Below are 26982 nucleotides of genomic sequence, written 5' to 3'. Positions count from 1 at the left end.
ACCGCATGATCAACAAAAGGCTTTTGGTAAAAAATTTATTGGCGCATAACGACGAGAATAGTTTTTATGATAAGAAATTGCGTATTGATCTAAGCAGCAAAGAAGGAAAGGCTAAGTTTCTCAAACACATCTGTGCCCTTTCTAATACCAATCCTAAAAACAACAGTTATATAGTCATAGGTATAGATGACGAGGTTAATGGCATTGTAGGTGTGGATTTCTTTGATGATTCTAAATTGCAAAATTTAATCAACGCTTATTTAACAAACGCTCCTCTTATTCAGTATGAGAATATTGCTTTTCCTCATTTAGAAACAGGTAAAGTAGTCGGCTTGGTAACTATTAGAGCTCAAAACGGGCTTACGGCATTGCGCAAAAATATCTGGAAGTATTATGGTGGGGCTGTTTTTTTTAGAGATGGAAGCATTTCTATGCCCAAAGCCTACGATGTAGAGATCAAAGATGTGAACTCAGAGCTGGTGGAAAAAATTGAAAAGCAAGCCAGTAACAATATAGAACACACGTTAGACAGTGTTATAGAATTTCTGTCTCGAAAAAACGATGTGTTAGAAACATACTATAAAGTGTTTAAAGAACAATTTGTGATTTGTTGGTCAGGAAAAGTAAAGATTAAAAATGGTCAGAAGTATTATTCAAGAGTAGATATTGAAATGGTAAACGAGCAAGTGCGACTATTCTACAGCACACTGGATGAAGTGCAAATTTCTTATGACGACGACAGTTTTAGCATATTAGAATTTGTGGAATTGGGAATAGGAAATCAAAAAAAGTACCACCCATTAGAACGTCAGACGTTGAACTTTTTTCATAACGGCACTTATAAATTAGAAAATAAAATTTTGTTTAATCCGCCTTACTATGATCGCAAGACATTGCACCATATTTATAACACAAATTTGTCTGTGTTATATAAAATTACAAACGGTGTCCATTTGAAAGAACAAGATTTGATAGACTTAAGACAGCTGCCAGAAACTATGTTGATATGCCAGTTCAATAACGTAGGGGAGCCCATAGAAAAGATGAAAGCGCATAAAGAAATGCTCAAAACATATCCAGATACTGATAAATCATATAAAGAAGCACTGCGCGTTTTGCGCAAAGTAAAATACAATTCATAATTCATGAGAACCATTACGATAGGAGATATTCACGGCGGTTATAAAGCGCTTGTTCAATTGATTGATAAAATAGATTTAAAAGATGACGACCTGCTCATTTTCTTAGGAGATTATGTAGACGGCTGGTCACAAAGTTATGAGGTGGTAGATTTTTTAATCTCGTTTTCGCGAAAGCGGAAACAACGCCATCAAACCGTCCCTATTTATTTACGAGGAAACCATGATGATCTGGTCGTAGAAAATTTAAAAGCTGAAAAGCCCCATCCCATGTGGTTGAAACACGGTGGTCAAAGCACCTTAGAAAGTTATAAGAACCGAACGGTAGAAGAAATTGAAGCGCATTTTGAGTTTCTCAAAAAGGACCTTCTCAATTTTTATGAATGGAAAGGCAACGGATTCTTTCATGCAGGATTTCATAACTTGAACGGACCTCATTATGAATATTTTGAAAACATTACCTACTGGGACCGCACGCTTTGGGAAATGGCACTGGCTTTAGATCCCCATCTAGAAGAAGATAACGATAGGTATCCCAACCGATTAAAATTATACAAAGAGATTTTTATAGGCCATACCCCTACGCATCGTTGGGATCAATTCAAACCTATGAATGCAGCAAATGTATGGAACCTCGATACCGCAGCCGCCTACAAAGGATCTTTAACGGCCATGTGTGTAGAGACAAAAGAAATATGGCAAAGCGATCCCGTATATACTTTTTATACAGAGGAGAATGGTAGGAATTGATCGCCGCCTTTGTCATTAAACGTGATTATAATACCAGCAGCACCAGAGAAACCTTCTTTTAATAGACGAATGACTTTTTGAATTTCTGTAAAATATTCTAGTTCAGTGGGCCTGAAAACGAACTATTGACTCTGAATATATATTATGCAAATGGGCTTATTAAATGTCATTAAAAAACCTGAATTATTTTTGTTATTCCGATCAAAAGAACCGAACCACAGCTTAGCTACGGTTCTATTTTATGAGAAATGAGAGTAAATAATCAACCGATTATAGGCTATATTTGAAGGGTAAGTAGGTACGCCCTTATATATTATATGTTACAAACACTCCAGTATTTACTATACTTCCTGGTGAGATATTGCTGTAACTAGTAACTATTTTAAATCCGTAGTGGAGCTTTTTCATGGCTCCAAAAACTAATTGAATTCCTAAGTCCAATCCGGCACCTTGATTCTCTTTTAGAACGATATCTTCACTAAAATGCAAATAAGAGAATCCTACAATAGATTCAAATTTAAAGTTCTCATAATTTCCAAAAGCATAACTTATATGAATTCCAAACTTACCCAAATCATAGTTCCTGTCGGAATCTTCAGGACTCATATTTGCCTGAGCAGCTGATAGACCGATGGAAATGTCAGGATGAATCTGGTAGTTGATTTGCCCTTCGTAATTGATCCCGATATCTTCTCCAACAAACTGCTGGTTGAGTATTAAACTCCCAGAAAACTCTGATTGAGAGGAACTCGTAAAAGACGCCAACAGAAGAGTGTATAAAGCGATGTAAAATTTGATAGAGTTCATTAATAAGGGTGTTTATCGTTAGAATTTATTTTTGCTTCTTAAAATTGGCATGCCAAAAGATGTTTCCATAGAGAGCAAATGGATGCTATGGAATACTCTGTTATTCTATAAATGTACAGGATAATAGAAGTATCCTGCAAAAACTATCAGTCTAGATTCATGAATGTCGTGTTTGTTTTTAGTAGTGTATTACTTTTTAAATACGACCTATCCCTTGATTAATAGTCTTTTAAACTAATTTGGCAGGTTTAATGAAATCCTTTATTTTTTGTTGACACTTTATAGTCGTTTATAAACATAAATATAAGTGTGCTATTTTGGATATTCATACGATACAAACAGTGGGATTGCCCCTTGATTTTCGTAAAAAAACTATAAATCCAGACTTTTTGAGTTCTATATCTTCATCAAATGCTCAAAAATTCCATCCTAAAACAAGGCAGTTGTCTGGCCTCAAAGGGGTAGCATCCTAAGGAAAATAGGAATAGGGCAGACGTACAGATCCTAAAGAGAACATGCGCAACGGGATGGTTTTAAAATAGGTGATAAGAATTCTCCTCATTTGTTCCATCCATGATCTTTTTTCTTTGAAATAAAGAGTGGAACAATTGATCGTTAATTATACGTGTTTGACTCGAGTGATCATAACCTTAAATACGTGATGGCATCAGCTAATTTTAACGCCTTTATGGATGTTTAGAAGCTCAATGATGCTATAAACCTGCACACTTTCGGCGCCAATTCAAAGCTATGAACGCTGCAAATTTCTGGAATCTCGATTCGGCAGCTTCCATGGAGATCTCTATGTTGTATTTTAGTAATTGTGGGGCAAACCAGCTGGTAGAAGAAAGTTATAAATCTCTGCATTGCGTATACTGTACGTTGCCATTGATGATTGAGGAGGTCTATCAAGACGACCGGATGGTGCTAGGAGCGTTAGCTCCTCTTGATTTTAAACAAGATCAAGCCTGTCAAATTTTCAAGAAATAGGTCGCTGGGTTGTGGTGGGTGCCTAATAATTTACAACGCGCTAGTCTCAATCCGGAAAAAATTCACGGTATACGACCGTATTCTTTTTGGAAGATTTTCTTATCCATTAGCGCTGCGTTAATAGTGTTAGCGGCAATTGTTTATTTTGCGAATTTACAATAGCAGGTTGCTTTCGGGAAAGGGAAAATATTTCAAGTAAATTTTGTAGTTGCTTAAAAGCTGACGAAGCAATTTCAAAGGCTAAGTATACTTTTCATATTTCAGCATCCAGACTCTCTTGTTAAAAAACCCAATCAACAGGTTCTTGCAGTACTTTAAGTAACTTCTCTTCTTCACTTCCAGGTGCTGGATGGTGGTCATAAATCCATTGCACGTGAGGAGGAAGACTCATCAAAATACTCTCTATACGTCCATTTGTTTTGAGCCCAAAAAGGGTTCCTTTATCATGAACGAGATTAAATTCTACATAACGGCCACGACGTATTTCTTGCCATTTGCGTTGCTCAGCGGTATAGGATATGTCTTTTCTTTTTTCTACGATTGGAACATAAGCGTCGAGGAAATGACGCGCCAGGTCCATTTGAAATGCCAGCCAGTCTTTCATAGAAAATTGCTCAGAAGCCTTACAATAATCATAAAATAAACCGCCTATACCTCGCGCTTCCTCCCGATGTGGGTTGTAAAAATAGGCATCGCATTTTTTCTTGAAAAGTGTGTAATTTGCTATTTCATGTCGATCACAAACGCCTTTACACACTTGATGAAAATGACGGGCATCTTCCTCAAATAAATAATACGGAGTTAAATCTAGTCCGCCACCAAACCAGGAATCTACTACCTGACCAGTTGAATCGTACATTTCAAAATACCTAAAATTTGCGTGTACGGTAGGAACCATGGGGTTTTCTGGATGCAATACTAGACTTAGTCCTGTGGCATAAAAATTACAATCTTCTACTTTAAAGTAGGCTTGCATTGCCGCTGGTAAATCTCCATGAACAGCACTAATGCTTACGCCGCCTTTTTCAAATACGTTTCCTTCTTGAAGAATTCGAGAAAAACCGCCGCCGCCTTCTTTGCGATGCCACTCATCTTCATGGAAAGTAGCTTTGCCATCTATTTCTTCTAACTTTGAAGTAATAGTATTTTGAAGTTCTTTAATGAAATTATAAAACTGGTCCTTAATCATGAAGCGTTGATTTGTGGGTTTTCCGATTAGCGATCTGGATGAGGAAGGTTTAAATTTTCTTCCTTAATCATTTCTTCTAGTGTCACACGTGAAGCTGCGGTTACAGAGAACGGTAGTACGAGAATGACCCCTATAACGGGAATAAATAGCATTCCCATAAATACAATCCCTATTCCTATAGCAATGCCACGATGGCGCTTTACAAAATGAATGCTATCTTTATATTTTAAGTGTCTCTCTAAGGTGTAATCTATGTTTCCAAAACCGGCATAATAGGCCTGAATGACAAATGCTAGAATCGTAAAAAAGATTCCTGCTACAGGTATAAAGCTCAACAATAGTAGCGGAATAGTTAGCGTTAACTCATAGGTTATGTTACGTAAGGTGATACGCAAACCACGCCACAACTGTTCCATGTTGGTAGTGTCTCTATATGGCACTTGGTTTCTTGCTTGTGGATATAAATGTTCTTCGATACGTTCAGACACAGGAGACATAAAAGGAGCGCTCAATGCCATTACCACGTGTTTGTAAAGAATAAACCCTAAAAACAAAATCACTAAACCGCCTAGTCCAGTCGCGATATTTGTAAAGGTCTCCTTTCCCCATTCCCAAATCCAAGCCTTAGCAAAAAACCTTCCTAGATACTCCGAGAGGCCATAAGCGGCAAAAAAAATTGCCATCCCAAAAAGAAAACTGATGGCCATAGGGACAAGAAAAAACTTCCATAGCTTTAATTCATTGATCAGTTTTAAGCTGTCCTGGTAAGAAGTAAGTCCTTTCAGAATGTTTTTAAACATAATTGTTTTAAATTTTATGTACCAAACCACAATCTTAAAATTGCTTTGATAATCAAATGCATGAAACTTCAGCCTACCGGAACAAAGAAATAAGATCTTATTCCTTTTCAGCAGCTCATATAGAGAATTTAAATTCTTTAGGACCTGTTTTACAGTCTTTGTATCATGCTACGTCAATTAAAACAATAAGACATAACAAAAACAAAAGCAGAAATAAATAATTTATTCTACTGACCGTATTCTTTTACGGCATCCACAAATGCCTGCGCGTTTTCAACAGGTATATTAGGTAAAATGCCATGTCCTAAGTTAGCTATAAAACGGTCCTTACCAAATTCGTTGATCATCTGAGTGGTCATTTTCTTTATTTCTGATGGCGGGGAGAACAGTCGTGATGGATCAAAATTACCTTGCAGAGTTATATTTCCACCACTTAAATAACGTGCATTTCTGGCGCTACATGTCCAGTCGACCCCTAGAGCGCTGGCACCACTTTTTGCCATATCGCCTAAAGCAAACCAGCATCCTTTACCGAAAACGATTACCTCTGTATGTGGTTTTAAAGCATCGACAATTTGCTGAATATAATTCCATGAGAATTCTTGATAATCTGTGGGAGAAAGCATCCCACCCCAAGAGTCAAAGACTTGCACTGCATCTACACCATGAGTTACTTTCTCTTTTAAATAAGCAATCGTCGTATCGGTAATTCTCTGTAATAAAACATGTGCCGCTTCTGGCTGGGTAAAACAAAATTCCTTTGCTTTATCAAAGTTTTTGCTTCCTTGTCCTTGCACACAATAACAAAGTATGGTCCACGGAGAACCCGCAAAACCTATTAAAGGCACCCTGTTGTCTAGTACTTTTTTAGTCATGTCTATCGCTTCAAAGACATAGCTCAAAGAGTCTTTTACGTCTGGGACGGTCACTCTATCGAGATCTTTTACCGTTCTAATAGGATGGGGCAACCACGGGCCTATGCCATTTTTCATTTCTACCTCAATATTCATCGCTTGAGGAATCACAAGAATGTCCGAAAAAAGAATGGCAGCGTCTGGGCCTATTTGGTCAATGGGCATCACTGTTATTTCAGTAGCTAGTTCTGGAGTCTGGCACCTGGTAAAGAAATCATATTTTGCTTTTAACTTCATGAAATCTGGTAAATACCTTCCTGCCTGTCTCATCATCCATACGGGTGGACGTGCTACTTCTTCTCCCCTTAGAGCCTTTAAAAAAAGATCGTTTTTAATCATTGTGTAACGCTTTTATTGCTGTTATCAGTGTGTTTTCTACGGTTTGCTTTGTTGCTATTTTTACGTTTTTATAGTAATGCATAGCAGTTCTGGCAGTAGTATCCCCTATGCAAATTGCGATTAAAGGCTTGTTGTTTTGATTCGCTTTTGCGAAAGCGTGTACCCCTTTAGGACTATAGAAAGTTACTGCTGCAAAAATACGATCAAAGCTTTTCATGACAGCAATAGAACGATAGACAATAAGTTCCTTTAAAGGTATTTTTTTCTCTAGAAATAACGCTGGAAGTTCTTCACGACGCTGCTTGCTGCACAAATAAGTAAAATAATGATCAGGATAGGTGTCGGTTAACTTTAAAGCAAGATCACTTGAATGATCAGCCGTTTCTAAAGGAGTAATGCCATTGGAAATCAAAATATCAGAAGTCACATTACCTACACAAGAGATTTGTTTAATGTGATCTCTATTTTCTAGGACCGCAGGTATCGCATTCTGACTGGTAATGATGACATGACCCCAATTCCCATTAGGAGTAATGGAGTTATGCTCCGTAATTAGAACATTGTAATGCGTAATGCTCATTCCGGTATTTAGAACTAATTCTACCTGAGACTCGGTTAATGTTTTGGTGGAAAGGATATCGACCTTCATAAGGATAGCAATATATCCTATTGTGATCATTAAGCAGTTGTTTAAAGCGCTAAATAATCACTCCGATTTCTGTATGGCAGGAAAAAATCGGTTGTATGAGTAAAAATCACCGAAATTTATGTGGGGATTTGTTTGATATAGCTGGACGGTAGCAGCTGTTAATAATTGCTTTTAATCGATTAATAATTACTGATAAACGATTTTAAGTAAAATAAAATTATTTATACATACCTTAAGATAATTTCAATAAAAGATTTGTAAATTTATAAACTAATAGAGTCAGTTTGTTTTATTGTAATTTTGCCTAAAGTTTTGTTTAACAATAGTTTTATACGATCTTTACTAACTGATAATATTAAAATAACATAATAATTAGTATGGAATTACCATCGTTTTTACACGATTTAACTGGAGAAGGAGACAGACCGTCATTGGAGTATGCTAATGAAATATTTAGTATGCTAGAGGTTGTAAAGATGCGTAAGAAGCAGGTAATGTTGCACTTAGGTGAAGTTACTGACAGTATTTATATTGTCAAGTCCGGAGTCCTTAAAGGAAGTATCATAGATGAATTTGGAAAAATGCATACGGTTAGATTTGTGGCAGAGGGTGGTATAATGACTTCTATGTACAGTTTTATTGATCAAAAACCTTCAGAGCTGCAAATAGAATGTGTTGAGGCTGGTGAAATACTTTGCTTTAAGCATCAAGATTTTGAATATATGAGTAAGTTATATGCTGGGTTATCTCCTGCGTTTTATAAACTCATGCTCAAGAGGTACCACGATATGGTTGACGAAAAGTCTAGAATGATCAGTGACGATGCCACTACAAGGTACCTTAAATTTATGGAGCGTTACGCTTTTATGGTGGATAGGTTGCCACTAAAGGAAGTCGCTTCATTTTTAGGGATAAGACAGCAGTCTTTAAGTAGATTACGTGGTAAAATGAACAAGCCAAAAAGTTAAACAAAACGATACCTGTTCTTAATCATTACCTTTGCAATCAAAAGCACAACAATGGTTACTTCAATGACAGGTTATGGTAAGGCTGTTCATCAATTATCTGATAAAAAAATTACTGTTGAAATCAGAACACTTAACAGTAAAAATCTCGATCTTAATATTAGACTTTCTTCTATTTACAGACAGCAGGAGTTGCCTTTGCGACAGCTTGTAGCAAAATCACTCTCTCGCGGAAAAGTAGATTTTTCAGTCTATGTAGAACAAACAGGTGTGGTAGTTAATTCTAAATTAAATTTAGAATTGGTGGAAAGCTATATGAGGCAAATGGGTCAATTAGACGGAGTCATGTTTGATAACCACTCGCATAAAATTCAACTTTTAGAAATAGCCACTAAATTCCCAGATGTATTTTCTCAAGAAAGTAAAGAAGCAGCAAAAGAAGATATTACAGCCATTCAAGAAACCACAAAGAATGCTATTCTTGCTGTTCAAGAATTTAGAAAGGATGAAGGAGATGTTTTGGAATTGGAGTTTAATAAACGCATTAGAAATATCAAATTACTCTTAGAACAGGTTGTTGAAGAGGATATAGATAGGCTTGCAGATGTGAGAACAAGGCTTGAAAAAGCAGTGTCAGAAATCAAAGAAAAAGTAGATCAAAATAGATTTGAACAAGAACTTATTTACTACCTGGAAAAGTACGACATCACAGAAGAAAAAGTACGCTTAGAAAACCATCTGAATTACTTCACGGAAACCATGACCGTTCCAGAATCCCAGGGAAAAAAATTAGCTTTTATAGCTCAAGAGATCGGCAGAGAAGTAAACACTATAGGGAGCAAGGCAAACCATGCTGCGATGCAACAAATGGTAGTTCAAATGAAGGACGAATTGGAGAAAATTAAGGAACAACTACTCAACGTACTGTAATGGAAATATTACCTAAACTGATCGTGTTTAGTGCGCCATCAGGTGCTGGAAAAACCACTTTAGTAAGACATTTATTAAGTAAAGAAGAGTTGAATTTAGCTTTTTCCGTAAGCGCTGCATCTAGGGGCGCTAGAGATGGAGAGCAAAACGGGAAGGATTATTATTTTCTGGGTATTCAGGAATTTAAGAGCCGCATACGGGCAAACGACTTTCTGGAATTTGAAGAGGTGTATAAAGATCAGTTTTATGGCACATTAAAGAATGAAGTAGAGCGTCTTTGGTCTGAAGGAAAAAATGTCATTTTCGATATAGATGTTGTGGGCGGCCTAAGATTGAAGAAAAAGTTTCCAAATCGAACGCTGGCCATATTTGTCAAGCCACCATCTATAAACGAATTACAGATACGTCTAAAGAAACGCAAAACAGAATCGGCAGAGAAGATCGCTATGCGTGTTGCAAAAGCAAGTACAGAAATGGCAACGGCTCCACAATTTGATGTTATTATAAGAAATGATGATCTAGCTGCGGCAAAGAGCAGTGCTTATGAAATAGTTTACGGGTTTATAAATAAAAAAGTCAGTAATGACGAAAAAGAATAACATAGGTTTATATTTTGGCACCTTTAATCCAGTGCACATAGGCCACTTGGCTATTGCAAATTATGTGGTGGAAAATAGTGACCTCGATCAAATTTGGATGGTAGTTACACCACATAATCCTCACAAGAAGAAAAACACGTTGCTGGACGACTATCAAAGGTTGCATATGGTGCATCTAGCAACCGATGATTATGATAAGATTAAGGTAAGTAATATTGAATTTGGTCTTCCTCAACCTAGCTATACGGTGCATACACTGGCACATCTATCAGAAAAATATCCTGATATAAACTTCACTTTGATTATGGGAGAAGATAATTTAAAAAGTCTTCACAAATGGAAGAATTATAAAGTGCTTTTGGAAGATTATAGTATTATTGTGTATCCTCGAGTTTCTTCTGGAAAGATACCGGAACAATTTATCAATCATCCTAAAATAACTTCTGTACCAGCGCCTATCATAGAAATCTCTTCTACAATGATACGTCAAGGCATAGCTACCGGAAAAGATCTCAGATATTTTATGCACTATCAAGTGCAAAACTATGTGGAAGAAATGAATTTCTATAAATAGACAAGTTAGAAAGGAGTATAGATTTTTTATATACCTATTTTTAGGCAAGACTAAAAATTAGTTTACCTTTACAAAAATAATATTTTACCTTTGCCATATGCATTCTATTTCTGAAGAGAATTATATCAAAGCTATTTACCACCTTCAAGAAGGTCAAGCCCTCGTTTCTACAAATGATATTGCTGGACGTATGAAGACCAAAGCATCGTCAGTTACAGATATGCTTAAAAAGCTTTCTGATAAAAATTTAGCAGAATATATTCCTTACAAAGGAGTAAAGCTTACAGAAAGTGGAGTCCAATGTGCAAATCAGATCATAAGAAAACACCGGCTATGGGAAGTTTTTCTTGTTGAAAAGTTAAATTTTTCTTGGGATGAGGTTCATGAAATCGCTGAGCAATTAGAGCACATTCAGTCTCCTAAATTAACTAATGAGCTAGATAAGTTTTTGAATTACCCTAAACATGACCCACATGGAGATCCCATCCCAGATTCTAAAGGTAATTATGAGAAATATACTCAAGTAGCTTTAGGGGATTTACAAATAGGGCAGCAAGCTGTTTTAACAGGGGTTGTAAATACCTCAAGAGACTTTTTACGATACTTAGATAAACACGAGATCAATCTAGGTGCTCAAATTCAATTATTAGAAGTAGAAGAATTTGACGGTTCTTGCCGCGTTAAGTCTGATGGTCGAGAATTATATATATCAAAGCAAACAGTAGAAAGTTTATTTGTCAAAATTAAATGATGGAGAAATTAAAATGGAATTTTATTGCTTTAGCTTTTATTTCAAATTTAAGTGCCGCACAAGAATTTGTACAAAAGGAAATTAAAAGCACTTCTACCATAGAAGGTGTAATTACTAGTGCAAATGAAGTAGTTCCCTTTGCAAACATATTCTTGCCAAAACTGAAAAAAGGAACTTCTTCTGATAAAAATGGAGTTTTTAAATTAGAAAATTTACCACAAGGACTCGTCAAAATTAGTGTAAGTGCAATAGGCTATCAAAGTTTTGTTGCCGAGGTGAATTTAAGTGGCGATAAAAAACCATATCTACTCCAAATAAATTTAAAAGAAGACCTAGGTTCTTTAGATCAAATAGTCATTACGGGTACTCTCAAGCCAGTTAGTAAGTTAGAGAGTCCTGTGCCCGTTGAGGTGTATACTCAAAGCTTTTTTAAGAAAAACCCAACCCCTTCCATTTTTGAATCTCTACAAAATGTAAACGGTGTACGGCCACAACTTAATTGTAGTGTTTGTAATACGGGAGATATACACATAAATGGTCTAGAAGGTCCTTATACCATGGTGTTGATTGATGGATTACCTATAGTAAGTGGTCTATCTACGGTATATGGTCTTACTGGTATTCCCCAAGCACTTATAGAGAGAGTGGAGATTGTTAAAGGTCCGGCATCTACCTTATATGGTTCTGAAGCAGTAGGTGGAGTGATCAATGTAATAACTAAAAAACCAACAGGAGCAAATAAGCTAAGCTTTGATAATTTCACTACATCATGGGGTGAAGTAAGTACAGATATTGGAACAGGTTATCAATTGTCAGATGAGATCTCTGGTATTTTAGGGGTTAGTTATTTTAATTATCAGAATCCAATTGATAATAACGGTGACGGATTTACTGACATGACTTTGCAGAATAGAATTTCTATTTTTAATAAAATAAACTTTGATAGAGAGGACGGCAAGTTATTCTCCATGGCAGGAAGGTATGTTTATGAAGATAGATGGGGCGGCGAGATGGACTGGACTAGCGCAGACCTGGGTGGAGATGAGGTTTATGGAGAAAGTATTTATACCAGCAGATGGGAAACCTTTGGAAGATATGATTTGCCTACTGATGAGGATTTGAGCTTTCAATTTAGTGGGAATGGACATTCACAAGATTCATTTTATGGAACCACTTCGTATGATGCAGATCAATACATAGGATTTGGTCAGTTTACTTGGAGTAAGAAGTTAGGTTCTTCACATGATTTACTCGCAGGTGCAGCTTATCGATATACCTATTATAACGACAATACCTTTGCGACCGCAACCGCTGACGGTTTGGGAGACCAACCATCTGTAATTCATTTACCAGGAGTATTTGTACAAGATGAAATAGCTATTACAGATCGCAAAAAGTTATTGTTAGGTGTGCGATATGATTACAATAGTATTCATGGAAATGTGTTTTCACCACGTGTAAACTACAAGTGGTCTTCTCGAGATAAATCTAACGTCCTAAGGCTAAGTGCTGGTAACGGTTTTAGAGTTGCAAATGTATTTACAGAAGATCACGCGGCACTAACTGGTGCTAGAGAAGTTGTTTTTGAAGGAGAATTAGAGCCAGAAACGTCCTGGAATGGAAATGTGAATTATGTGAAAACCTTTAGAACTAAAAACAAGACCTTTTTTAACTTGGACGCAACAGCATTCTACACCTATTTTACCAATAGAATACTGCCAGATTATGAGACTGATTTTAACAGGATTATTTATAGCAATCTAGATGGATTTTCAGTTTCTCAAGGAATCTCTTTAAATGCAGATGTTGTCTTTAGAAACGGATTAAAAGTTTTAGCCGGTGCCACGTTACAAGACGTGTCCATCACGGAAGATGGAGTGCGTACAAGACAAAGATTAACCGAAGGATATAGTGGTGTATGGAGTATAAGTTACAAGATTAAACCTTGGGATTTAAACATTGATTATACAGGAAATATTTATGGGCCTATGAGATTACCTCTTATAAGCGATACCGATCCTAGAGATGAATTTTCACCAGTATTTAGCGTTCAAAATATCCAGCTTTCTAAAACTTTTGGGACCCAATGGGAAGTTTATGGCGGTGTTAAAAACCTTTTGAACTTTACGCCGGCATCTAATAGTATTGCAAGAGCATTTGACCCATTTGATGAAGGTGTACAATTTGATCAAAGTGGACAGGCTGTTGCCACACCTAACAACCCTAACGCACTTACCTTTGACCCAAGTTATGTATATGCCAGTAATCAAGGAATAAGAGGTTTTTTAGGTTTTAGATTCCGTATTAATTAATATGAAGTTTATGAAAACTGTTTTACTTATCATATTAGGTTGTTTGCTTCCGTTAGTAACGGTTGCCCAAAAAAGCAGCACTGTAAAAAACTATAGTTTTGAAGAACTGGATTTAGTATTTGAGCAAGAAGATAAACCAGCTGTTATTTTTTTACACACACAATGGTGTACATACTGTAAAGCAATGATAGAAGACACCTTTACAGATAAAAAAGTAACAGCAATAATGAATCAGAATTTCTATTACGTTCCTTTTGATGCAGAAAGTAAAGAAGATGTAATTTTTAAAAATGTAAAATTTAGTTACAAACCTACTGGCCATAGAACTGGAATCCACGAAATAGCTCAAGAGTTGTTGAGTCAAAACGAAGACAAATCATACCCAGTACTTGTACTTATAAATAAAGACCTTGAGATACTTTACCAGTATTCAGGGTTTTTAGATGAACAGGAAGTCACTAAAATATTAACCCAATTTATTTAATGCTAAATCAGGAATATATAAAAACAGAATCCTTAGGAATCATTTGATGTCTATACAATCTCGCTTTCGCGAAAGCCTAACAATAAAATAAAATCTCATGAAAAAAATATTATTCCTCTTAACAGTCTCATTACTGATAAGCTGTGGAGATAAAAAAGAAGAAAATGGCAAGCTCAAAGTTGTCACTACCACGACTATGATTACAGATCTCGTAGAGAATATAGGTGGCGATTTGATCGAAGTAAATGGGCTTATGGGCAGCGGTATAGATCCGCATTTGTACAAAGCCAGTCAGGGCGACTTTAGAAAGTTAGATCGTGCTGACGTGATTTTTTACAATGGTTTGCATCTAGAAGGCAAGCTGGTTGAGGTTTTTGAAAAGATGAACGAACAAGCAAAAACGACCATTGCGATTAGTGATGGAGTAGAAGAGAAGACCCTAATAGGGAGCGCTTACTTTGCTAGTAATTACGATCCGCATATATGGTTTGATTTGGGATATTGGAATGAGATCACGGTTTATGTGACTAAAAGACTTTCAGAATTAGATCCAGAAAATACAAAGGCCTTTGAAGCAAATCGAGATGTATATTTAAAGAAGTTAAAACAGCTCCAAACCTATCTTGATAAAAAGGTAGAAGAATTGCCTAAAGAGAAAAGAATTCTCGTAACAGCCCACGATGCTTTTAATTATTACGGCAGAACATTTGATTTTGAGGTCGTTGGTTTACAGGGGATTTCTACGGCAACAGAGGCAGGTGTGAAAGATGTTCAAAGAATTACTCAATTCATCATCGATAATAATATCAAAGCAGTTTTTATAGAAAGTAGTGTGCCGCGACGTACGGTAGAAGCTTTACAAGCTGCGGTAAATGCGCAAGATCATGATGTAAAAATTGGAGGTGAATTATTTAGTGATGCATTAGGAAGTGCGGGAACTAGAGAAGGGACCTATATAGGAATGTATAAACACAATGTGAATACGATTGTAAATGCACTTAAATAATGGAACAGAAAATAGCCGTTGCGGTAGATGACCTTACAGTAGCTTATAATTATAAGCCGGTGCTTTGGGATATAGACCTCTCTATTCCAGAAGGTGTATTGATGGCAATTGTAGGACCTAACGGTGCTGGAAAATCAACTTTAATCAAATCTATTCTAGGAATTATCAATCCTATAGCTGGGTCTGTTTCCATTTATGGCAAGCCTTATAAAAAACAACGGGATAAAGTGGCTTATGTACCACAAAAAGGAAGCGTAGACTGGGATTTTCCTACTACAGCACTGGATGTGGTGATGATGGGAACTTATGGAGCATTGGGCTGGATTAAAAGACCTGGAGCTAAACAAAAAAAACAAGCGTTAGAAGCATTAGAAAAAGTTGGAATGCTTTCCTTCAAAGGCAGACAAATTTCACAACTTTCAGGTGGGCAGCAGCAACGCATCTTTCTGGCGCGAGCATTAGTGCAAAATGCAGCTATTTATTTTATGGATGAGCCTTTTCAAGGAGTCGACGCCACTACAGAAATTGCGATTATTAATATCCTAAAAGAACTGAGAAAAGCTGGAAAAACTGTAGTGGTTGTGCATCACGACTTACAAACTGTACCAGAATATTTTGATTGGGTAACTTTTTTAAACGTCAAACACATCGCAACTGGTCCAGTAAAGGATATTTTTAATGATGATAACTTGACTAAAACCTATGGGATCAATTATAAGGTTGCGGTTCAAAAATAATTACGTGTTCAGAATTTCTTTTGATAAGGTAAAATAAGTATACTAATCTCGCTTTCGCGAAAGCGGAACGGCTATAAATAATATAGATAAATGGAAGGCTAAACTTGATTTTAGTTTTCTTTTTGATTTTGATTTTAAAATGGAACTAATAGATTTCTTTACCGATTATACCCTACGCACCATTACACTGGGAACAGCAGTTTTGGGAGCCATTTGTGGTATGTTAGGAAGTTTTGCGGTATTGAGAAAGCAAAGCCTTTTAGGAGATGCAATTTCTCATGCGGCATTACCTGGAATAGCGCTCGCATTTTTGTTTACGGGCCTTAAAGACTCTAATGTGTTGCTTCTTGGAGCATTAATCAGCGGTTTTATAGGAACGGTATGGATACGTGGGATAGTTACTAAGACACATTTAAAAACCGATACAGCATTGGGTTTGATTTTGAGTCTGTTCTTTGGATTTGGTGAGTTGGTGTTGAGTTATTTGAAAAAGCAGCCTGATGCAAATCAAGCAGGACTAGACAAATATCTTTTTGGCCAGGCAGCAACCTTAGTAGAAAGTGACGTCATTTTAATGGTTATTGTAACTGGAATAAGTCTCGCCGTAATGCTGTTGTTTTGGAAAGAATTTAAGTTGTTGTTGTTTGATAAAGATTATGCGATGACCTTAGGATTCAACACCCGTTTTATAGATGGATTGATTAGTTTTTTTATTGTTCTAGCCATAGTCATTGGTTTACAAACGGTAGGTGTTGTATTGATGAGTGCCATGTTACTCGCTCCTGCTGCCGCGGCAAGACAATGGACCAATAGCCTTGGAACAATGGTTATTTTAGCAGCTATATTTGGTGCGTTTTCTGGTGTTTTTGGGACGGCAATAAGTGCCTCCTATAACAACCTGTCCACCGGTCCAGTCATTGTTCTCGTCGCAGCAGTATTTGTGGGTGTTTCATTTATTTTTTCTCCTGGTCGTGGAATTTTATTCAAACAGATCCGATTGATTAGAAATCGCAGGGACCTAGAATTAAAGAAAACATTGTATTTTATGTATGGAATTGTGGAAAAGCATGAAGATACTTCCAGACCTCACTCGATTAGAATACTAAACGGTTTTCAAGGGTATACCAAAGGAACTTTAAGTGCTTTAGCAGATAAACATTGGATCACTATCCAAGGTCAGGATTGGTCCCTTACAGAAGAAGGTTTTGAAACGGCTCAAAATTTGTACAATACTAATATTCCAGAATCATGAATTCAGAGCTAGCTATAATACTAATTGCTTGTCTTACATCGGTTGCTTGTGCGATACCTGGAGTATTTCTGGTATTGCGTAAAATGGCACTAATTAGTGACGCTATCAGTCATTCTATTTTGCCCGGAATAGTCATTGGTTTTTTTATTACGGAAGACCTCGCTTCTCCTTGGTTGATATTGTTAGCGGCTTTCAGCGGTCTTATTACCGTAGTTCTTGTAGAGGCGATTCAGAAAACAGGATTGGTAAAAGAAGATACCGCTATAGGTCTGGTGTTTCCAGCTCTATTTAGTATTGGCGTATTACTGATCTCTATTTATGCAAATGATATACATCTAGATGCAGACGCTGTTCTTGTAGGAAGACTTGAATATGCTCCTTTCGATAAATTAATGATTGATCACGTAAGTTATGGACCTAAGAGTATGTGGACTATTTCGATTACGTTATTAATAACGCTAGTATTGCTTTTTGCGTTTTATAAAGAGTTGAAATTGAGCACCTTTGATATTGGATTATCATCGGCTTTAGGGTTTTCTCCCGTATTCATGCACTATGGGTTGATGAGTATTGCTTCGGTAACTACCGTGGTGTCTTTTGATGCCGTAGGCGCTATTCTCGTAGTTGCTTTAATGATTGCACCGGCAGCAGCGGCTTACCTGATTACTACTCATTTAAAGAAAATGATTCTCCTATCTGTATTATTTGGAATAATGAGCGCGATAGGCGGCTATTATTTTGCAGTTTGGTTAGATGCCTCTATCAGTGGATCTATAACAACAGTTCTAGGACTGATATTTTTATTGGTTTATCTTTTTGCACCATCTAATGGTTTGATTGCCGTTATTTTTCGTCAGAAAAGACAGCGTATTGAAGTTTCTTTGCTCACTTTTTTACTCCATTTGAACAACCACGATAGTGTGGAAGAAAGACGAGTAAGTCATTTACAAGAACATATTAATTGGGGAAAAGTGCGTTCTAAAACGGTGCTGGAACTGGCCCAAAAGAACAACATGATCACCCTTCAGGACCAAGTCGTGTCTCTTACTGCAAAAGGTCTAGATTTCACAGAAAGAGCACTCGACTATATTATTACTAACAAAGATGAAAAGATTGAGGATATGAAAAACGATTTCTTTTTGTTTAGAGGGTAGATTGATCGATACACAGGCTCTATCCTAAGGGGCGGAATTAATTCCACCCCTTAGGATATGTAGTTTTCTTTGTATTGTGAAACTTCTAAAATTCTGCCTTTCGTTTTTCCAAAAAGGCTCTTGTTCCTTCTACAAATTGATCGGTACCAAAACAAGAACCAAAGTTGTCTATTTCTGCTTGATAACCATCAGTTCCATCTATATAGCCCGCATTTACAGCATCAATTGCGGCACTTATAGCCATCGGGCTATTCCTCATGATCTTAGAAGCCAGTTTTTCACAAGTTGGTATCAATTCCTCAAGGGGCACTACATGGTTGACTAATCCGTAAGAATGTGCCGTTGCAGTATCTATCATTCCTGCAGTCATGATCATCTCCATAGCGCGGCCTTTTCCTACCAGTTGTGGTAAACGTTGCGTACCGCCATAACCTGGGATTACACCTAGAGAAACTTCAGGAAGTCCGAGTTTTGCATTGTCGCTTGCCACTCTAAAATGTGCTGCCATAGCAAGCTCAAGTCCGCCACCTAATGCAAAACCGTTAACAGCTGCAATCACTGGAGTAGAACAATTTTCTATCGCATCAAAAAGTAATTCTTGTCCTTGTCCAGCCAGTCTTTTTCCTTCCTCGGGAGAGTAATCAGCAAACTCTGAGATGTCTGCTCCGGCTACAAATGCTTTTTCTCCACTTCCGGTCAGTATGATTACTCGTGTATCTGCATCTTCTTCGGCAGTAGATATCGCCTGACTTAATTCTTCAATCGTCTCCTTGTTGAGCGCGTTGAGTTTAGTAGGTCGGTTGATGGTAATGGTCGTAATATTATTTGCGGTAGCAACAAGGATATTGTTCATAGCTCTGTTTTTAAGATTGATAAAACAAAAATAGTGGAAAATTAACAGGCTTTATCAAAGAAAAGGAGAAACAAAATTAAAACTAAGACCAGGAGGAGAGAAAATCATAAATTTCAAATTATATAATCTACAGATACTGCTTATCGGATTCCAGATAAACTTAGCGCTTTCATTTTCCTTCCTAAAGACCCTTTAAAGTCAAATTTTATCGAACGAAAAATTAAAAATTACACTTAGCTAATCAAATGGACTGTTTACTAATGCCATATTCTTGTTTTAAACAGATAACGCCATGGTGGCAATAGAAAGTTGAACACCTGGGTTTTTGTGCAATTCTTTTGCGCAAAGCGCGAGCGTTGTTCCAGTAGTAATGACATCGTCCACTAGAAGAATGTGCGTTCCTGGAGGAATATGTTCCATCAGTTCATAGGGCGATTGGGTTTCATCACTGCGTTTTATTTGTCCCAATTGAGCTTGATTGATGGTGTTGCGGCTTTTAATGAGCACGCTTTCGCGAAAGCGTGCTCCCAAAACTACTGCCAGTTCTTTTCCAAAACCATCTACTTGATTATAGCCTCTTTTTGCAAGTCGTTTAGGATGTACAGGTACTGGAATTACCAGATTGATATCTTTAAAAGCAGGATCATCTTGAAGCGCTGCAGCCATCCATTTTCCTAAAAAATAACTAACTTCTTCCTGACCACGGTATTTTAACTGGTGGATCAATTGCTGGACAACCCCTATTTTTTCATAATAAAATAAACTTGTTGCCGTTTGCACATTTACTCGTGCAAAAAAAAGTTCCTTCACTTTATCATCCTTATCTAAATGATTGAGAGCCATTGGTATTTCAGACCTGCAGGCCGTGCAAATAACCTGCTCGCCCATGGTTAAGCTGCGATCGCAACCCATGCAAACCACAGGGAAGAACAAGTTAATAAAATCAGAATACCAGCTCAGAACAAATTATTTTTTAAATTAGCGCGTTATAAAGATAAACAACCCAACATGGCACAGCAAAAAGACAACCGAATTCTAATTGTTTTATTAGCAATTTTACTTATTAGCCTTATAGGACTAGGAGTGTGGTCGTATAAAACCTATCAAGAAAATGAAGGTATTAAAATAGAATGGAACGACGAGAAATCCCAGATCCAAAATGAATTGGAAAATATAGAGGCAGATTACACGCTAGAGATAGATAAAGGAAACGCTCTTAGCTCAGAACTTATAAACGCAAGAGATCGCATTACAAGGTTAGTGGACAGTGTTAGTAATTTAGAAACAGACGTAAAAGTGATTTCTATATTACGCAAAGAATTAGGAAACATAAAAAAGCAACGCAATTTGCTTCAAGACCGCATCAATACCTTAGAGGTTATCAATAAAAACCTTTCTGTAGTAAATGACAGCACGCTAGCGGCACTGAATAGTCAGATAACTAAAACTCAAGATCAAAACGCTACCATTGAAAACCTGAATTCTAACATGTCTCGTGCAGCAGCGTTAATACCAACTAATTTTGCTTCTGTAGGGGTTATCATAAGAAACTCTGGGAAGCAAATAGAAAACGATCGCGCTAGTCGTGTGGACGATATCAAAGTGTGTTTTACACTTCCAGAGAATTCACTGGCAGCTTTAGGTGTTACTTCATTCTACCTTCAAGTCATCAATCCAGATAATAATGTTCTTGGATTAAATAAAACAGAAGAATTTGATGGGCAGAAACTCACCTATTCTAAGAAACTGCCATTCAATTACAAGGGAAAAGAATTGGACCTGTGTGAACTCGTCAACGCAAATGAAGACTTGATTATCAAAGGTCGTTATAGAATCAATTTGTATAATGGACCTATACGTTTGAGTAGCAACGAGATTACGTTGAGGTAGCTATCCATTATAATTTTTGCAAAGCACGCTTTTTAGCGTGCTTTTTTATTTAAACATTATAAATGATGCTGTGTGATGTTTTGTTTCCCTTTATTTAAGGCAACTATCTAAGAATGTTCACCTTATTTATTGATTATCAGGAAGCTCGATGTTTTTTTTGCTTTCGCGAATGAGTTTTAATAACATACTATTCACTAATTTTGAATAGGAACTAACCAGATAAGGATTTGATAAATAATCTTGAAATTATAGTGGTTCTACCAGCATACAACGCTGCTAGAACATTAGAAAAAACGTATAACGAAATTCCTTTTGACATTGTTGATGCTGTTATTCTTGTGGATGATTCTAGTACAGATAATACCAGTGAAATTGCTGCGCAGCTAGGAATCAAAAATGTCATAAGACATGATATAAATAAAGGCTATGGAGCTAATCAAAAGTCTTGTTATCGCAAAGCATTAGAACTAGGAGCAGATATTATTATCATGCTGCATCCAGATTATCAATACACACCTAAGCTTATACATTCCATGGCTTATTTAATAGCAAACGATGTGTATAAAGTAGTTTTAGGTTCGCGTATTTTAGGAAAAGGAGCCTTAAATGGTGGGATGCCAGTCTATAAATATATTGCCAATAGATTTTTAACTTTGTTTCAAAATATATTAATGAATCAAAAACTAGCCGAATACCACACAGGTTATCGTGCTTTTTCTAGTGAGATCTTCCAGAAGATAGATATCCATAAAAATTCAGATGATTTTGTTTTTGACAATCAAATGCTGGCTCAAATATGTATGGCAAACTTTGAGATTGCTGAGATAACCTGTCCTACAAAGTATTTTGAAGAAGCATCTTCCATAAATTTTGCACGAAGCACCAAATATGGCTTTGGAGTATTAGGAACTTCTATTCAATATTTCTCACACCGTAATTTAGGAATCAAGTTCAAAATATTCAAATAAAATATAAAAATGAAACCTAATCAGTTCACCTTCTTGTTTTACGCAATGGCGATTATTCTCATTCTGTTTTTATTTATTGCTACTTTGGAAAATGCTTTTTTCTGGGATACGGTTCAATTGGGTTCCTTACACGCTAACTTTTACTATGAGAATAATTTTAGCGAGTTTCTGTTACCTAAAAGGATAGATAGCGGTCATATTCCAGCTTTCGGAATTTATATCGCGTTTGCATGGAAGGTTTTTGGAAGAACTTTATTTGTAAGTCATTTAGTCATGCTTCCATTCATTCTTGGGTTGTTTTGGCAAATTCATAAATTGGTATCTTATTTTTTTAATGATAACCATAAAGGAATAGTGTTCTTATTACTCTTGATAGATACAGTTTTATTAGGTCAGATAACCTTAGTAAGTCCTGATGTTCCTCTATTAATGTTCTTCTTTATGGCCTTTAATTTCATATTAACTGATAAGAAAAAATTACTTTCTCTAACCATAATCTTTCTGTTCTTAACCAGTATGAGAGGTATGATGATAAGCCTTTGTCTCTTATTCATAGATATATGGTTCAACGTAGAACTAACTAAAAAATATAAACAAAGCTTCCTAAATTTAGTAAAGCGCAGTTTTATTTATCTACCAGCATTGTTTGTGTTTATAGGTTTTAGTCTGTGGCATTATACTACAAAAGGATGGATAGGTTATCACAATGACTCACCTTGGGCAGCTTCCTTCAAAACAGTAGGTTTTAACGGCTTTGCTAAAAATATAGGGGTATATATTTGGCGATTACTTGATTTTGGAAAGATAGTTCCAGTCTTAATTGCAGTTATTTTAGGGTCGATTTATTTAAAAAAATATTGGAGCATTTTAAAAGGCAGGATTCTAGTAATAGCACTTTTGATATTTGTTTTGTTATTTCCTATTAACATGATGTGGGCAGCTGGCTTGCTAGCACATCGTTATTTACTGCCAGTAACCATGCTTTTTTCCTTGAGTGCGGCATTTTTTCTAATGAACTCATCTTTATCACTTGTCTTAAAGAGAGGGATTATTGTGGTATGGATAACAGTTACTGTGTCAGGACATTTTTGGATATACCCGGATAAAATTGCTCAAGGATGGGACAGTTCCTTAGCGCATTTACCTTATTATGAATTACAGAAAAAAGCGATTCAGTATTTTGATAATCATCAGATTGAACTAGAACAAGTGGAAACCTTTTTTCCTAGTCAAGGTGCTATAGATTTTTTCTTTCTCAATGGTGATCAACGTATTATTGATGGATATGAAGGGAAGAGGAAATATGTCATCTACTCAAATATCAACAATCTGTCTGATGAAGAATATGACTATATTCATTCTAGTGCTTATACGCTTATAGAAACATTGGAAAGCAATCGTGTTTTTGTCAAGATTTTTAAGAAGGTTTTGGAGTAGTTTATTTGTTGGATCTAGTGCTCTCTCGCGCACTAATCGAATTTAGCATAAGCATCTATTTTTAATAGCATGATGTAGTTCTCGCTTTTGCCCTAAGCTACCTTTTAACAACTTATTTTTCTAAAAAGAAAACAGAAAGCAAAATAAATAAAATCATCTCTTTTCTACTTCACAATTTTTTACATTTGCACCTATGGCAAAGAACAACGACCAAGATCAGTTTAAGAAAGTACTCTCTCATGCAAAAGAGTACGGATATGTGTTTCAATCTAGTGAAATCTACGACGGTTTAAGTGCCGTTTATGATTACGGTCAGAATGGAGTCGAGTTAAAGAAAAACATCAGAGAATACTGGTGGCAGGCCATGACGCAGCTCAATCAAGATATAGTAGGAATAGATACGGCAATTTTTATGCATCCTACGGTATGGAAAGCTTCTGGTCATGTTGATGCCTTTAACGATCCATTGATTGATAATAAAGACTCTAAAAAACGCTATCGTGCTGACGTTCTGGTAGAAGATTATTGTGAGAAGCAATTGCAAAAAGCAAATAAGGAAATTGATAAAGCAGCAAAACGCTTTGGTGAAGACTTTGATGCAGCTATGTATGCAGAGACCAACCCGCGTGTAATGGGCTATATGAAGAAGGCTACAGAACCTACGGCACGACTTGCTGCATTGTTACAAGTAGAAGATCTTGCTGGTGTAAAAGCCTTAATAGAAGAACTGGAAATAGCTGATCCTGATACAGGCTCTAAAAACTGGACCGACGTGCGTCAGTTCAACTTAATGTTCGGTACTAAAATAGGAGCTAGTGCAGATACAGCAACCGATTTATTTTTGAGACCAGAAACGGCCCAGGGAATTTTTGTCAACTTTGCAAACGTTCAAAAATCGGGTCGTATGAAGATTCCTTTTGGAATCGCTCAGACTGGTAAAGCTTTTAGAAACGAGATTGTAGCGCGTCAGTTTATTTTTAGACAGCGCGAGTTTGAACAAATGGAAATGCAATATTTTGTTAAGCCAGGAACAGAATTAGAATGGTTTGAAATATGGAAAGAAAAGCGCATGGCATGGCATAGGTCTTTAGGAATGGGCGATGAGAACTATCGTTTTCACGATCATGAAAAAATGGCACATTATGCAAACGCAGCGACCGACATTGAATTTGACTTCCCATTTGGTTTTAAAGAACTTGAAGGAATTCACTCGCGTACGGATTTTGATTTAAAAGCTCATGAAGAACACAGCGGTAAAAAACTACAGTTCTTTGATCATGAAGAGAATAAAAATTATGTTCCTTATGTATTAGAAACGTCTATAGGTCTAGATAGAATGTTTTTAGCAGTTTTTTCTAACTCTTTAGTTGATGAGAAATTAGAGGGCGGCGGTGAACGTACAGTTTTAAAATTACCAGCAGTTCTTGCTCCTGTAAAAGCAGCGATTTTACCTTTATTAAAAAAGGATGGACTTCCAGAAATAGCAAACGAAATCGCAGACGATTTAAAATGGTTTATGAAAGTAGCTTACGAAGAAAAAGATTCTATTGGTAAGCGATACGCACGTCAGGATCTCAATGGTACGCCTTATTGCGTAACAATAGATCACGATACTAAAGAAGATCATGCGGTAACCGTAAGAGATCGCGATACCATGACGCAAGAACGTATAGCAATCAAGGATTTGAAAAACTACCTAGAAACTCGTGTAGCCATGAGTACGTGGCTGAGGAAGATATAAATTTTGAAGACCAACTGATCGATGACAGACGGATTGACAATCCTCGACAGACTAAAAATGATATAAATAAAAGGCTCGGAATTAATTCTGGGCCTTTTTTGTTTTAAAATTTATGGGAATCAACCTGCTGAGTATTTGTCTTGGCATGTTTTGTTACCGTCGAACCAGCAGGATACTATTCTCAGGAATAACATCGAGAACAGATGCATACAGTGCCAACATTTATAGATGGCAGGTTAAATCTTAAAAAAACCAATTCATTAAAAGCTCCTTTCCTCAGTCCCTGATAATTTGTTAAAACAAATTTCTGGGATGGGCAAGACGAGTGCAACGAGTTTTGGTTGGAAAGGTGGATGCGGTATTGTAATTTTGTGCTAATTTCAATTTGGTATCAACTCCTTTTAAAACTAGTTTAAGGTATAACCGCATCAATTAGCACACACAATTCCCCTTCAAAACCTCCGGACACGGTAACTACATCAAATCTGAATTCGTCACCTACAGTAGTTCCAGCTCTTTGGCAAGTTACTGTTACGGCATAGTTCGTACCGTTTACCCCTAAAGTTCCTGGGCCAGTTGCATTTAAGGTGACTGCTGCCGTAGTTAAAAATATATTTCCTGGATTTGTTGTTTCATAAACTTCTACAGCAGCAATACCAGGACCATTATTATTGGGGAAAAGTTCGGTCTGTAATTGTGCTTCTGGCAAAAGAGTTTGAGTGCTTCCATCAAAAAAGGTCAGACCTTCGTAATTGCATTGGTTTTGATTGTCAGCCATTCCATCGTCATTATCACAGCTATATAAAAAGAGGCTCATAAATAGTAAGATGGATAATTTAAATAGATATTTCATAAGAATGGTCATTAAATTTAATTGCCGATTTAGAGTGAATTTAATTATAATTTCAAATCTAAACTAAGATCAATGGACGTACGGTCGCTTTCACTCTATGAAATTAGGGGTTCATTAATGGAACATGTTGAGATTTAATTATACAATTTTCTCAACCGGCAATTTTCCCTAACTTTGCTTGATGAATTGGTTAGACATAATTATCTGTATTGTATTATTAATAGGTCTTTATAAAGGGTATTTAAATGGTTTTTTTGTAGAGCTAACTTCCTTGATAGCCTTAATTGCCGCTATTTACGGTTCTATTTATTTCTCTAACTATGCTGGAGACTGGTTGCGGGGAAAAGTGGAATGGGATGATATGTATATTACCATTGCTAGTTTTATAGTTACTTTTTTAGTGATCATTTTTGTGATTACCTACGTGGGTAAACTCATCACAAAAGTCGTGAAAACCGTCAACCTTAGTTTTATCAATAAAATTGTTGGTGCCGCTTTTGGATTGGTGAAAATGGGTTTTCTAGCTAGTGTTATCTTGATGTTTATCAATACAGCTAGTGGGGAGTTTCATATGATAGGAAAGGATGTTAAAGAAGACAGTATTGTTTATGAACATGTAGAGCCTCTTGCTCCATTCTTATTGCCTAAAATTCTGGAAGAAGCAGACCGTGTGGATAGAAAATTGCGCGGCGATGATCTTGAAAAATTAGATCAAGAAGATCGGGAGAAGCCGAAGGATTCTTCTGCTTGGAATATTTTCTAAAGGAACTACTCTCTCTTTCTCTCTTAAATTTATTTGATCCAAAATATTTTATAACAGCTCCGCTTTCGCGAAATCTTAAATACAACCACTTTTAAAATTACCGATTATGGACAAATCGCAATTTTCTAAAAGTAAG

27 protein-coding genes are annotated in these 26982 nt (G+C 36.5%); 19 read left to right on the top strand and 8 right to left on the bottom strand.

Going from position 1 to position 26982, the window contains the following annotated elements:
* Nucleotides 1-5: 5 nt before the first annotated feature.
* Nucleotides 6-1142 carry an ATP-binding protein gene (locus ACJAT0_RS01475; protein ID WP_415180224.1) on the top strand — a complete coding sequence of 379 codons (1137 nt, stop codon included), beginning with the start codon at nt 6-8 and terminating at the stop codon, nt 1140-1142.
* Between the two features lie 3 nt (nt 1143-1145).
* Nucleotides 1146-1889 carry a metallophosphoesterase gene (locus ACJAT0_RS01470; protein WP_415180223.1) on the top strand — a complete coding sequence of 248 codons (744 nt, stop codon included), beginning with the start codon at nt 1146-1148 and terminating at the stop codon, nt 1887-1889.
* A gap of 306 nt (nt 1890-2195) precedes the next feature.
* Here ACJAT0_RS01470 and ACJAT0_RS01465 read toward each other — a convergent pair whose 3' ends face one another.
* Nucleotides 2196-2696 (bottom strand): hypothetical protein, encoded by a 501-nt coding sequence (locus tag ACJAT0_RS01465; RefSeq protein ID WP_415180222.1) that lies wholly within the window; start codon nt 2694-2696, stop codon nt 2196-2198.
* A 750-nt stretch (nt 2697-3446) separates the two neighbouring features.
* Between ACJAT0_RS01465 and ACJAT0_RS01460 the strand changes: the two genes are divergently transcribed.
* A complete protein-coding gene (locus tag ACJAT0_RS01460) occupies nt 3447-3686 on the top strand; it encodes a hypothetical protein (RefSeq protein ID WP_415180221.1) in 240 nt (79 codons plus the stop codon).
* 280 nt (nt 3687-3966) lie between these two features.
* On the opposite strand, the gene hemF is transcribed toward ACJAT0_RS01460, so the two are convergent.
* The 4 genes from hemF to ACJAT0_RS01440 form a co-directional block, all read right to left on the bottom strand.
* Nucleotides 3967-4872 (bottom strand): oxygen-dependent coproporphyrinogen oxidase, encoded by a 906-nt coding sequence (gene hemF / locus ACJAT0_RS01455; RefSeq protein WP_415180242.1) that lies wholly within the window; start codon nt 4870-4872, stop codon nt 3967-3969.
* 29 nt (nt 4873-4901) lie between these two features.
* On the bottom strand, nt 4902-5675 hold the full coding sequence (locus tag ACJAT0_RS01450; RefSeq protein ID WP_415180220.1) for an EI24 domain-containing protein: 774 nt from the start codon (nt 5673-5675) through the stop codon (nt 4902-4904).
* A 227-nt stretch (nt 5676-5902) separates the two neighbouring features.
* Complete coding sequence (hemE, locus tag ACJAT0_RS01445) at nt 5903-6928, bottom strand: uroporphyrinogen decarboxylase (RefSeq protein WP_374004252.1); 1026 nt, start codon at nt 6926-6928, stop codon at nt 5903-5905.
* The gene (locus tag ACJAT0_RS01440; RefSeq protein ID WP_415180219.1) at nt 6921-7607 is read right to left on the bottom strand and encodes a uroporphyrinogen-III synthase; all 687 of its coding nucleotides are present in this window, start codon (nt 7605-7607) and stop codon (nt 6921-6923) included. The genes hemE and ACJAT0_RS01440 overlap by 8 nt, the downstream gene beginning before the upstream one ends.
* Nucleotides 7608-7954: 347 nt before the next feature.
* On the opposite strand from ACJAT0_RS01440, the gene ACJAT0_RS01435 reads away from it, so the two are divergent.
* The 11 genes from ACJAT0_RS01435 to ACJAT0_RS01385 all read left to right on the top strand — a co-directional run bounded on the left by ACJAT0_RS01435 (nt 7955) and on the right by ACJAT0_RS01385 (nt 18341).
* Nucleotides 7955-8545 carry a Crp/Fnr family transcriptional regulator gene (locus tag ACJAT0_RS01435; protein WP_415180218.1) on the top strand — a complete coding sequence of 197 codons (591 nt, stop codon included), beginning with the start codon at nt 7955-7957 and terminating at the stop codon, nt 8543-8545.
* Nucleotides 8546-8596: 51 nt separating this feature from the next.
* Entirely contained in the window at nt 8597-9472 is an 876-nt protein-coding gene (locus tag ACJAT0_RS01430; RefSeq protein ID WP_374004255.1) for a YicC family protein, read from the top strand.
* Nucleotides 9472-10071, top strand: coding sequence for a guanylate kinase (gene gmk / locus ACJAT0_RS01425; protein WP_415180217.1), 600 nt, complete (start codon nt 9472-9474; stop codon nt 10069-10071). The genes ACJAT0_RS01430 and gmk overlap by 1 nt, the downstream gene beginning before the upstream one ends.
* The gene (gene nadD / locus ACJAT0_RS01420) at nt 10055-10645 is read left to right on the top strand and encodes a nicotinate (nicotinamide) nucleotide adenylyltransferase (RefSeq protein ID WP_374004258.1); all 591 of its coding nucleotides are present in this window, start codon (nt 10055-10057) and stop codon (nt 10643-10645) included. The genes gmk and nadD overlap by 17 nt, the downstream gene beginning before the upstream one ends.
* Nucleotides 10646-10742: 97 nt before the next feature.
* Complete coding sequence (locus ACJAT0_RS01415; RefSeq protein WP_415180216.1) at nt 10743-11396, top strand: metal-dependent transcriptional regulator; 654 nt, start codon at nt 10743-10745, stop codon at nt 11394-11396.
* Nucleotides 11396-13708 carry a TonB-dependent receptor gene (locus ACJAT0_RS01410; RefSeq protein ID WP_415180215.1) on the top strand — a complete coding sequence of 771 codons (2313 nt, stop codon included), beginning with the start codon at nt 11396-11398 and terminating at the stop codon, nt 13706-13708. The genes ACJAT0_RS01415 and ACJAT0_RS01410 overlap by 1 nt, the downstream gene beginning before the upstream one ends.
* Before the next feature lie 10 nt (nt 13709-13718).
* A complete protein-coding gene (locus ACJAT0_RS01405) occupies nt 13719-14192 on the top strand; it encodes a thioredoxin family protein (RefSeq protein WP_415180214.1) in 474 nt (157 codons plus the stop codon).
* Nucleotides 14193-14289: 97 nt separating this feature from the next.
* Entirely contained in the window at nt 14290-15198 is a 909-nt protein-coding gene (locus ACJAT0_RS01400) for a metal ABC transporter solute-binding protein, Zn/Mn family (RefSeq protein WP_415180213.1), read from the top strand.
* Nucleotides 15198-15935 (top strand): metal ABC transporter ATP-binding protein, encoded by a 738-nt coding sequence (locus tag ACJAT0_RS01395; protein WP_374004263.1) that lies wholly within the window; start codon nt 15198-15200, stop codon nt 15933-15935. The genes ACJAT0_RS01400 and ACJAT0_RS01395 overlap by 1 nt, the downstream gene beginning before the upstream one ends.
* Before the next feature lie 139 nt (nt 15936-16074).
* On the top strand, nt 16075-17187 hold the full coding sequence (locus tag ACJAT0_RS01390) for a metal ABC transporter permease (protein ID WP_415180212.1): 1113 nt from the start codon (nt 16075-16077) through the stop codon (nt 17185-17187).
* Nucleotides 17184-18341, top strand: a complete 1158-nt coding sequence (locus tag ACJAT0_RS01385; protein WP_415180211.1) for a metal ABC transporter permease — start codon at nt 17184-17186, stop codon at nt 18339-18341. The genes ACJAT0_RS01390 and ACJAT0_RS01385 overlap by 4 nt, the downstream gene beginning before the upstream one ends.
* Nucleotides 18342-18426: 85 nt before the next feature.
* Here the strand turns inward: ACJAT0_RS01385 and ACJAT0_RS01380 are convergent, their stop codons facing one another.
* Nucleotides 18427-19194 carry an enoyl-CoA hydratase/isomerase family protein gene (locus ACJAT0_RS01380; RefSeq protein ID WP_415180210.1) on the bottom strand — a complete coding sequence of 256 codons (768 nt, stop codon included), beginning with the start codon at nt 19192-19194 and terminating at the stop codon, nt 18427-18429.
* Between the two features lie 276 nt (nt 19195-19470).
* Nucleotides 19471-20037 carry a ComF family protein gene (locus tag ACJAT0_RS01375; RefSeq protein ID WP_415180209.1) on the bottom strand — a complete coding sequence of 189 codons (567 nt, stop codon included), beginning with the start codon at nt 20035-20037 and terminating at the stop codon, nt 19471-19473.
* A gap of 165 nt (nt 20038-20202) precedes the next feature.
* Here ACJAT0_RS01375 and ACJAT0_RS01370 point away from each other — a divergent pair, with 165 nt between their 5' ends.
* The 4 genes from ACJAT0_RS01370 (at nt 20203) to ACJAT0_RS01355 (ending at nt 25230) form a co-directional block, all read left to right on the top strand.
* On the top strand, nt 20203-21084 hold the full coding sequence (locus tag ACJAT0_RS01370) for a hypothetical protein (RefSeq protein ID WP_415180208.1): 882 nt from the start codon (nt 20203-20205) through the stop codon (nt 21082-21084).
* Between the two features lie 227 nt (nt 21085-21311).
* Complete coding sequence (locus ACJAT0_RS01365; RefSeq protein WP_415180207.1) at nt 21312-22052, top strand: glycosyltransferase family 2 protein; 741 nt, start codon at nt 21312-21314, stop codon at nt 22050-22052.
* A gap of 9 nt (nt 22053-22061) precedes the next feature.
* Nucleotides 22062-23489, top strand: coding sequence for a hypothetical protein (locus ACJAT0_RS01360; protein WP_415180206.1), 1428 nt, complete (start codon nt 22062-22064; stop codon nt 23487-23489).
* Between the two features lie 193 nt (nt 23490-23682).
* Nucleotides 23683-25230, top strand: coding sequence for a glycine--tRNA ligase (locus ACJAT0_RS01355; protein WP_374003347.1), 1548 nt, complete (start codon nt 23683-23685; stop codon nt 25228-25230).
* Between the two features lie 412 nt (nt 25231-25642).
* Here ACJAT0_RS01355 and ACJAT0_RS01350 read toward each other — a convergent pair whose 3' ends face one another.
* Nucleotides 25643-26083, bottom strand: a complete 441-nt coding sequence (locus ACJAT0_RS01350) for a hypothetical protein (RefSeq protein ID WP_415180205.1) — start codon at nt 26081-26083, stop codon at nt 25643-25645.
* Nucleotides 26084-26264: 181 nt separating this feature from the next.
* Between ACJAT0_RS01350 and ACJAT0_RS01345 the strand changes: the two genes are divergently transcribed.
* Nucleotides 26265-26846: a CvpA family protein gene (locus ACJAT0_RS01345; RefSeq protein ID WP_415180204.1), complete on the top strand. Its 582-nt coding sequence runs from the start codon at nt 26265-26267 to the stop codon at nt 26844-26846.
* Nucleotides 26847-26982: the final 136 nt, after the last annotated feature.

The sequence above is a fragment of the Nonlabens sp. genome (assembly GCF_047636915.1).
Taxonomy (GTDB): Bacteria; Bacteroidota; Bacteroidia; order Flavobacteriales; family Flavobacteriaceae; genus Nonlabens.
The sequence above is the reverse complement of the archived record's forward strand: the minus strand, read 5'-3'. Positions and strand labels throughout refer to the sequence as shown.

Excerpts from the sequence above, each read along its gene's own strand:
- ACJAT0_RS01390 (WP_415180212.1), top strand. The coding sequence starts at position 16,075 with ATGGAACTAATAGATTTCTTTACCGATTATACCCTACGCACCATTACA.
- ACJAT0_RS01370 (WP_415180208.1), top strand. The coding sequence starts at position 20,203 with ATGGCACAGCAAAAAGACAACCGAATTCTAATTGTTTTATTAGCAATT.
- ACJAT0_RS01395 (WP_374004263.1), top strand. The coding sequence starts at position 15,198 with ATGGAACAGAAAATAGCCGTTGCGGTAGATGACCTTACAGTAGCTTAT.
- ACJAT0_RS01475 (WP_415180224.1), top strand. The coding sequence starts at position 6 with ATGATCAACAAAAGGCTTTTGGTAAAAAATTTATTGGCGCATAACGAC.
- ACJAT0_RS01345 (WP_415180204.1), top strand. The coding sequence starts at position 26,265 with ATGAATTGGTTAGACATAATTATCTGTATTGTATTATTAATAGGTCTT.
- ACJAT0_RS01440 (WP_415180219.1), bottom strand. The coding sequence starts at position 7,607 with ATGATCACAATAGGATATATTGCTATCCTTATGAAGGTCGATATCCTT.
- ACJAT0_RS01470 (WP_415180223.1), top strand. The coding sequence starts at position 1,146 with ATGAGAACCATTACGATAGGAGATATTCACGGCGGTTATAAAGCGCTT.
- ACJAT0_RS01450 (WP_415180220.1), bottom strand. The coding sequence starts at position 5,675 with ATGTTTAAAAACATTCTGAAAGGACTTACTTCTTACCAGGACAGCTTA.
- ACJAT0_RS01410 (WP_415180215.1), top strand. The coding sequence starts at position 11,396 with ATGGAGAAATTAAAATGGAATTTTATTGCTTTAGCTTTTATTTCAAAT.
- ACJAT0_RS01355 (WP_374003347.1), top strand. The coding sequence starts at position 23,683 with ATGGCAAAGAACAACGACCAAGATCAGTTTAAGAAAGTACTCTCTCAT.
- ACJAT0_RS01350 (WP_415180205.1), bottom strand. The coding sequence starts at position 26,083 with ATGAAATATCTATTTAAATTATCCATCTTACTATTTATGAGCCTCTTT.
- ACJAT0_RS01385 (WP_415180211.1), top strand. The coding sequence starts at position 17,184 with ATGAATTCAGAGCTAGCTATAATACTAATTGCTTGTCTTACATCGGTT.
- ACJAT0_RS01375 (WP_415180209.1), bottom strand. The coding sequence starts at position 20,037 with ATGGCTCTCAATCATTTAGATAAGGATGATAAAGTGAAGGAACTTTTT.
- hemE (WP_374004252.1), bottom strand. The coding sequence starts at position 6,928 with ATGATTAAAAACGATCTTTTTTTAAAGGCTCTAAGGGGAGAAGAAGTA.
- ACJAT0_RS01380 (WP_415180210.1), bottom strand. The coding sequence starts at position 19,194 with ATGAACAATATCCTTGTTGCTACCGCAAATAATATTACGACCATTACC.
- nadD (WP_374004258.1), top strand. The coding sequence starts at position 10,055 with ATGACGAAAAAGAATAACATAGGTTTATATTTTGGCACCTTTAATCCA.
- ACJAT0_RS01465 (WP_415180222.1), bottom strand. The coding sequence starts at position 2,696 with ATGAACTCTATCAAATTTTACATCGCTTTATACACTCTTCTGTTGGCG.
- ACJAT0_RS01415 (WP_415180216.1), top strand. The coding sequence starts at position 10,743 with ATGCATTCTATTTCTGAAGAGAATTATATCAAAGCTATTTACCACCTT.
- ACJAT0_RS01430 (WP_374004255.1), top strand. The coding sequence starts at position 8,597 with ATGGTTACTTCAATGACAGGTTATGGTAAGGCTGTTCATCAATTATCT.
- ACJAT0_RS01405 (WP_415180214.1), top strand. The coding sequence starts at position 13,719 with ATGAAAACTGTTTTACTTATCATATTAGGTTGTTTGCTTCCGTTAGTA.
- ACJAT0_RS01360 (WP_415180206.1), top strand. The coding sequence starts at position 22,062 with ATGAAACCTAATCAGTTCACCTTCTTGTTTTACGCAATGGCGATTATT.
- ACJAT0_RS01460 (WP_415180221.1), top strand. The coding sequence starts at position 3,447 with ATGAACGCTGCAAATTTCTGGAATCTCGATTCGGCAGCTTCCATGGAG.
- ACJAT0_RS01400 (WP_415180213.1), top strand. The coding sequence starts at position 14,290 with ATGAAAAAAATATTATTCCTCTTAACAGTCTCATTACTGATAAGCTGT.
- gmk (WP_415180217.1), top strand. The coding sequence starts at position 9,472 with ATGGAAATATTACCTAAACTGATCGTGTTTAGTGCGCCATCAGGTGCT.
- ACJAT0_RS01435 (WP_415180218.1), top strand. The coding sequence starts at position 7,955 with ATGGAATTACCATCGTTTTTACACGATTTAACTGGAGAAGGAGACAGA.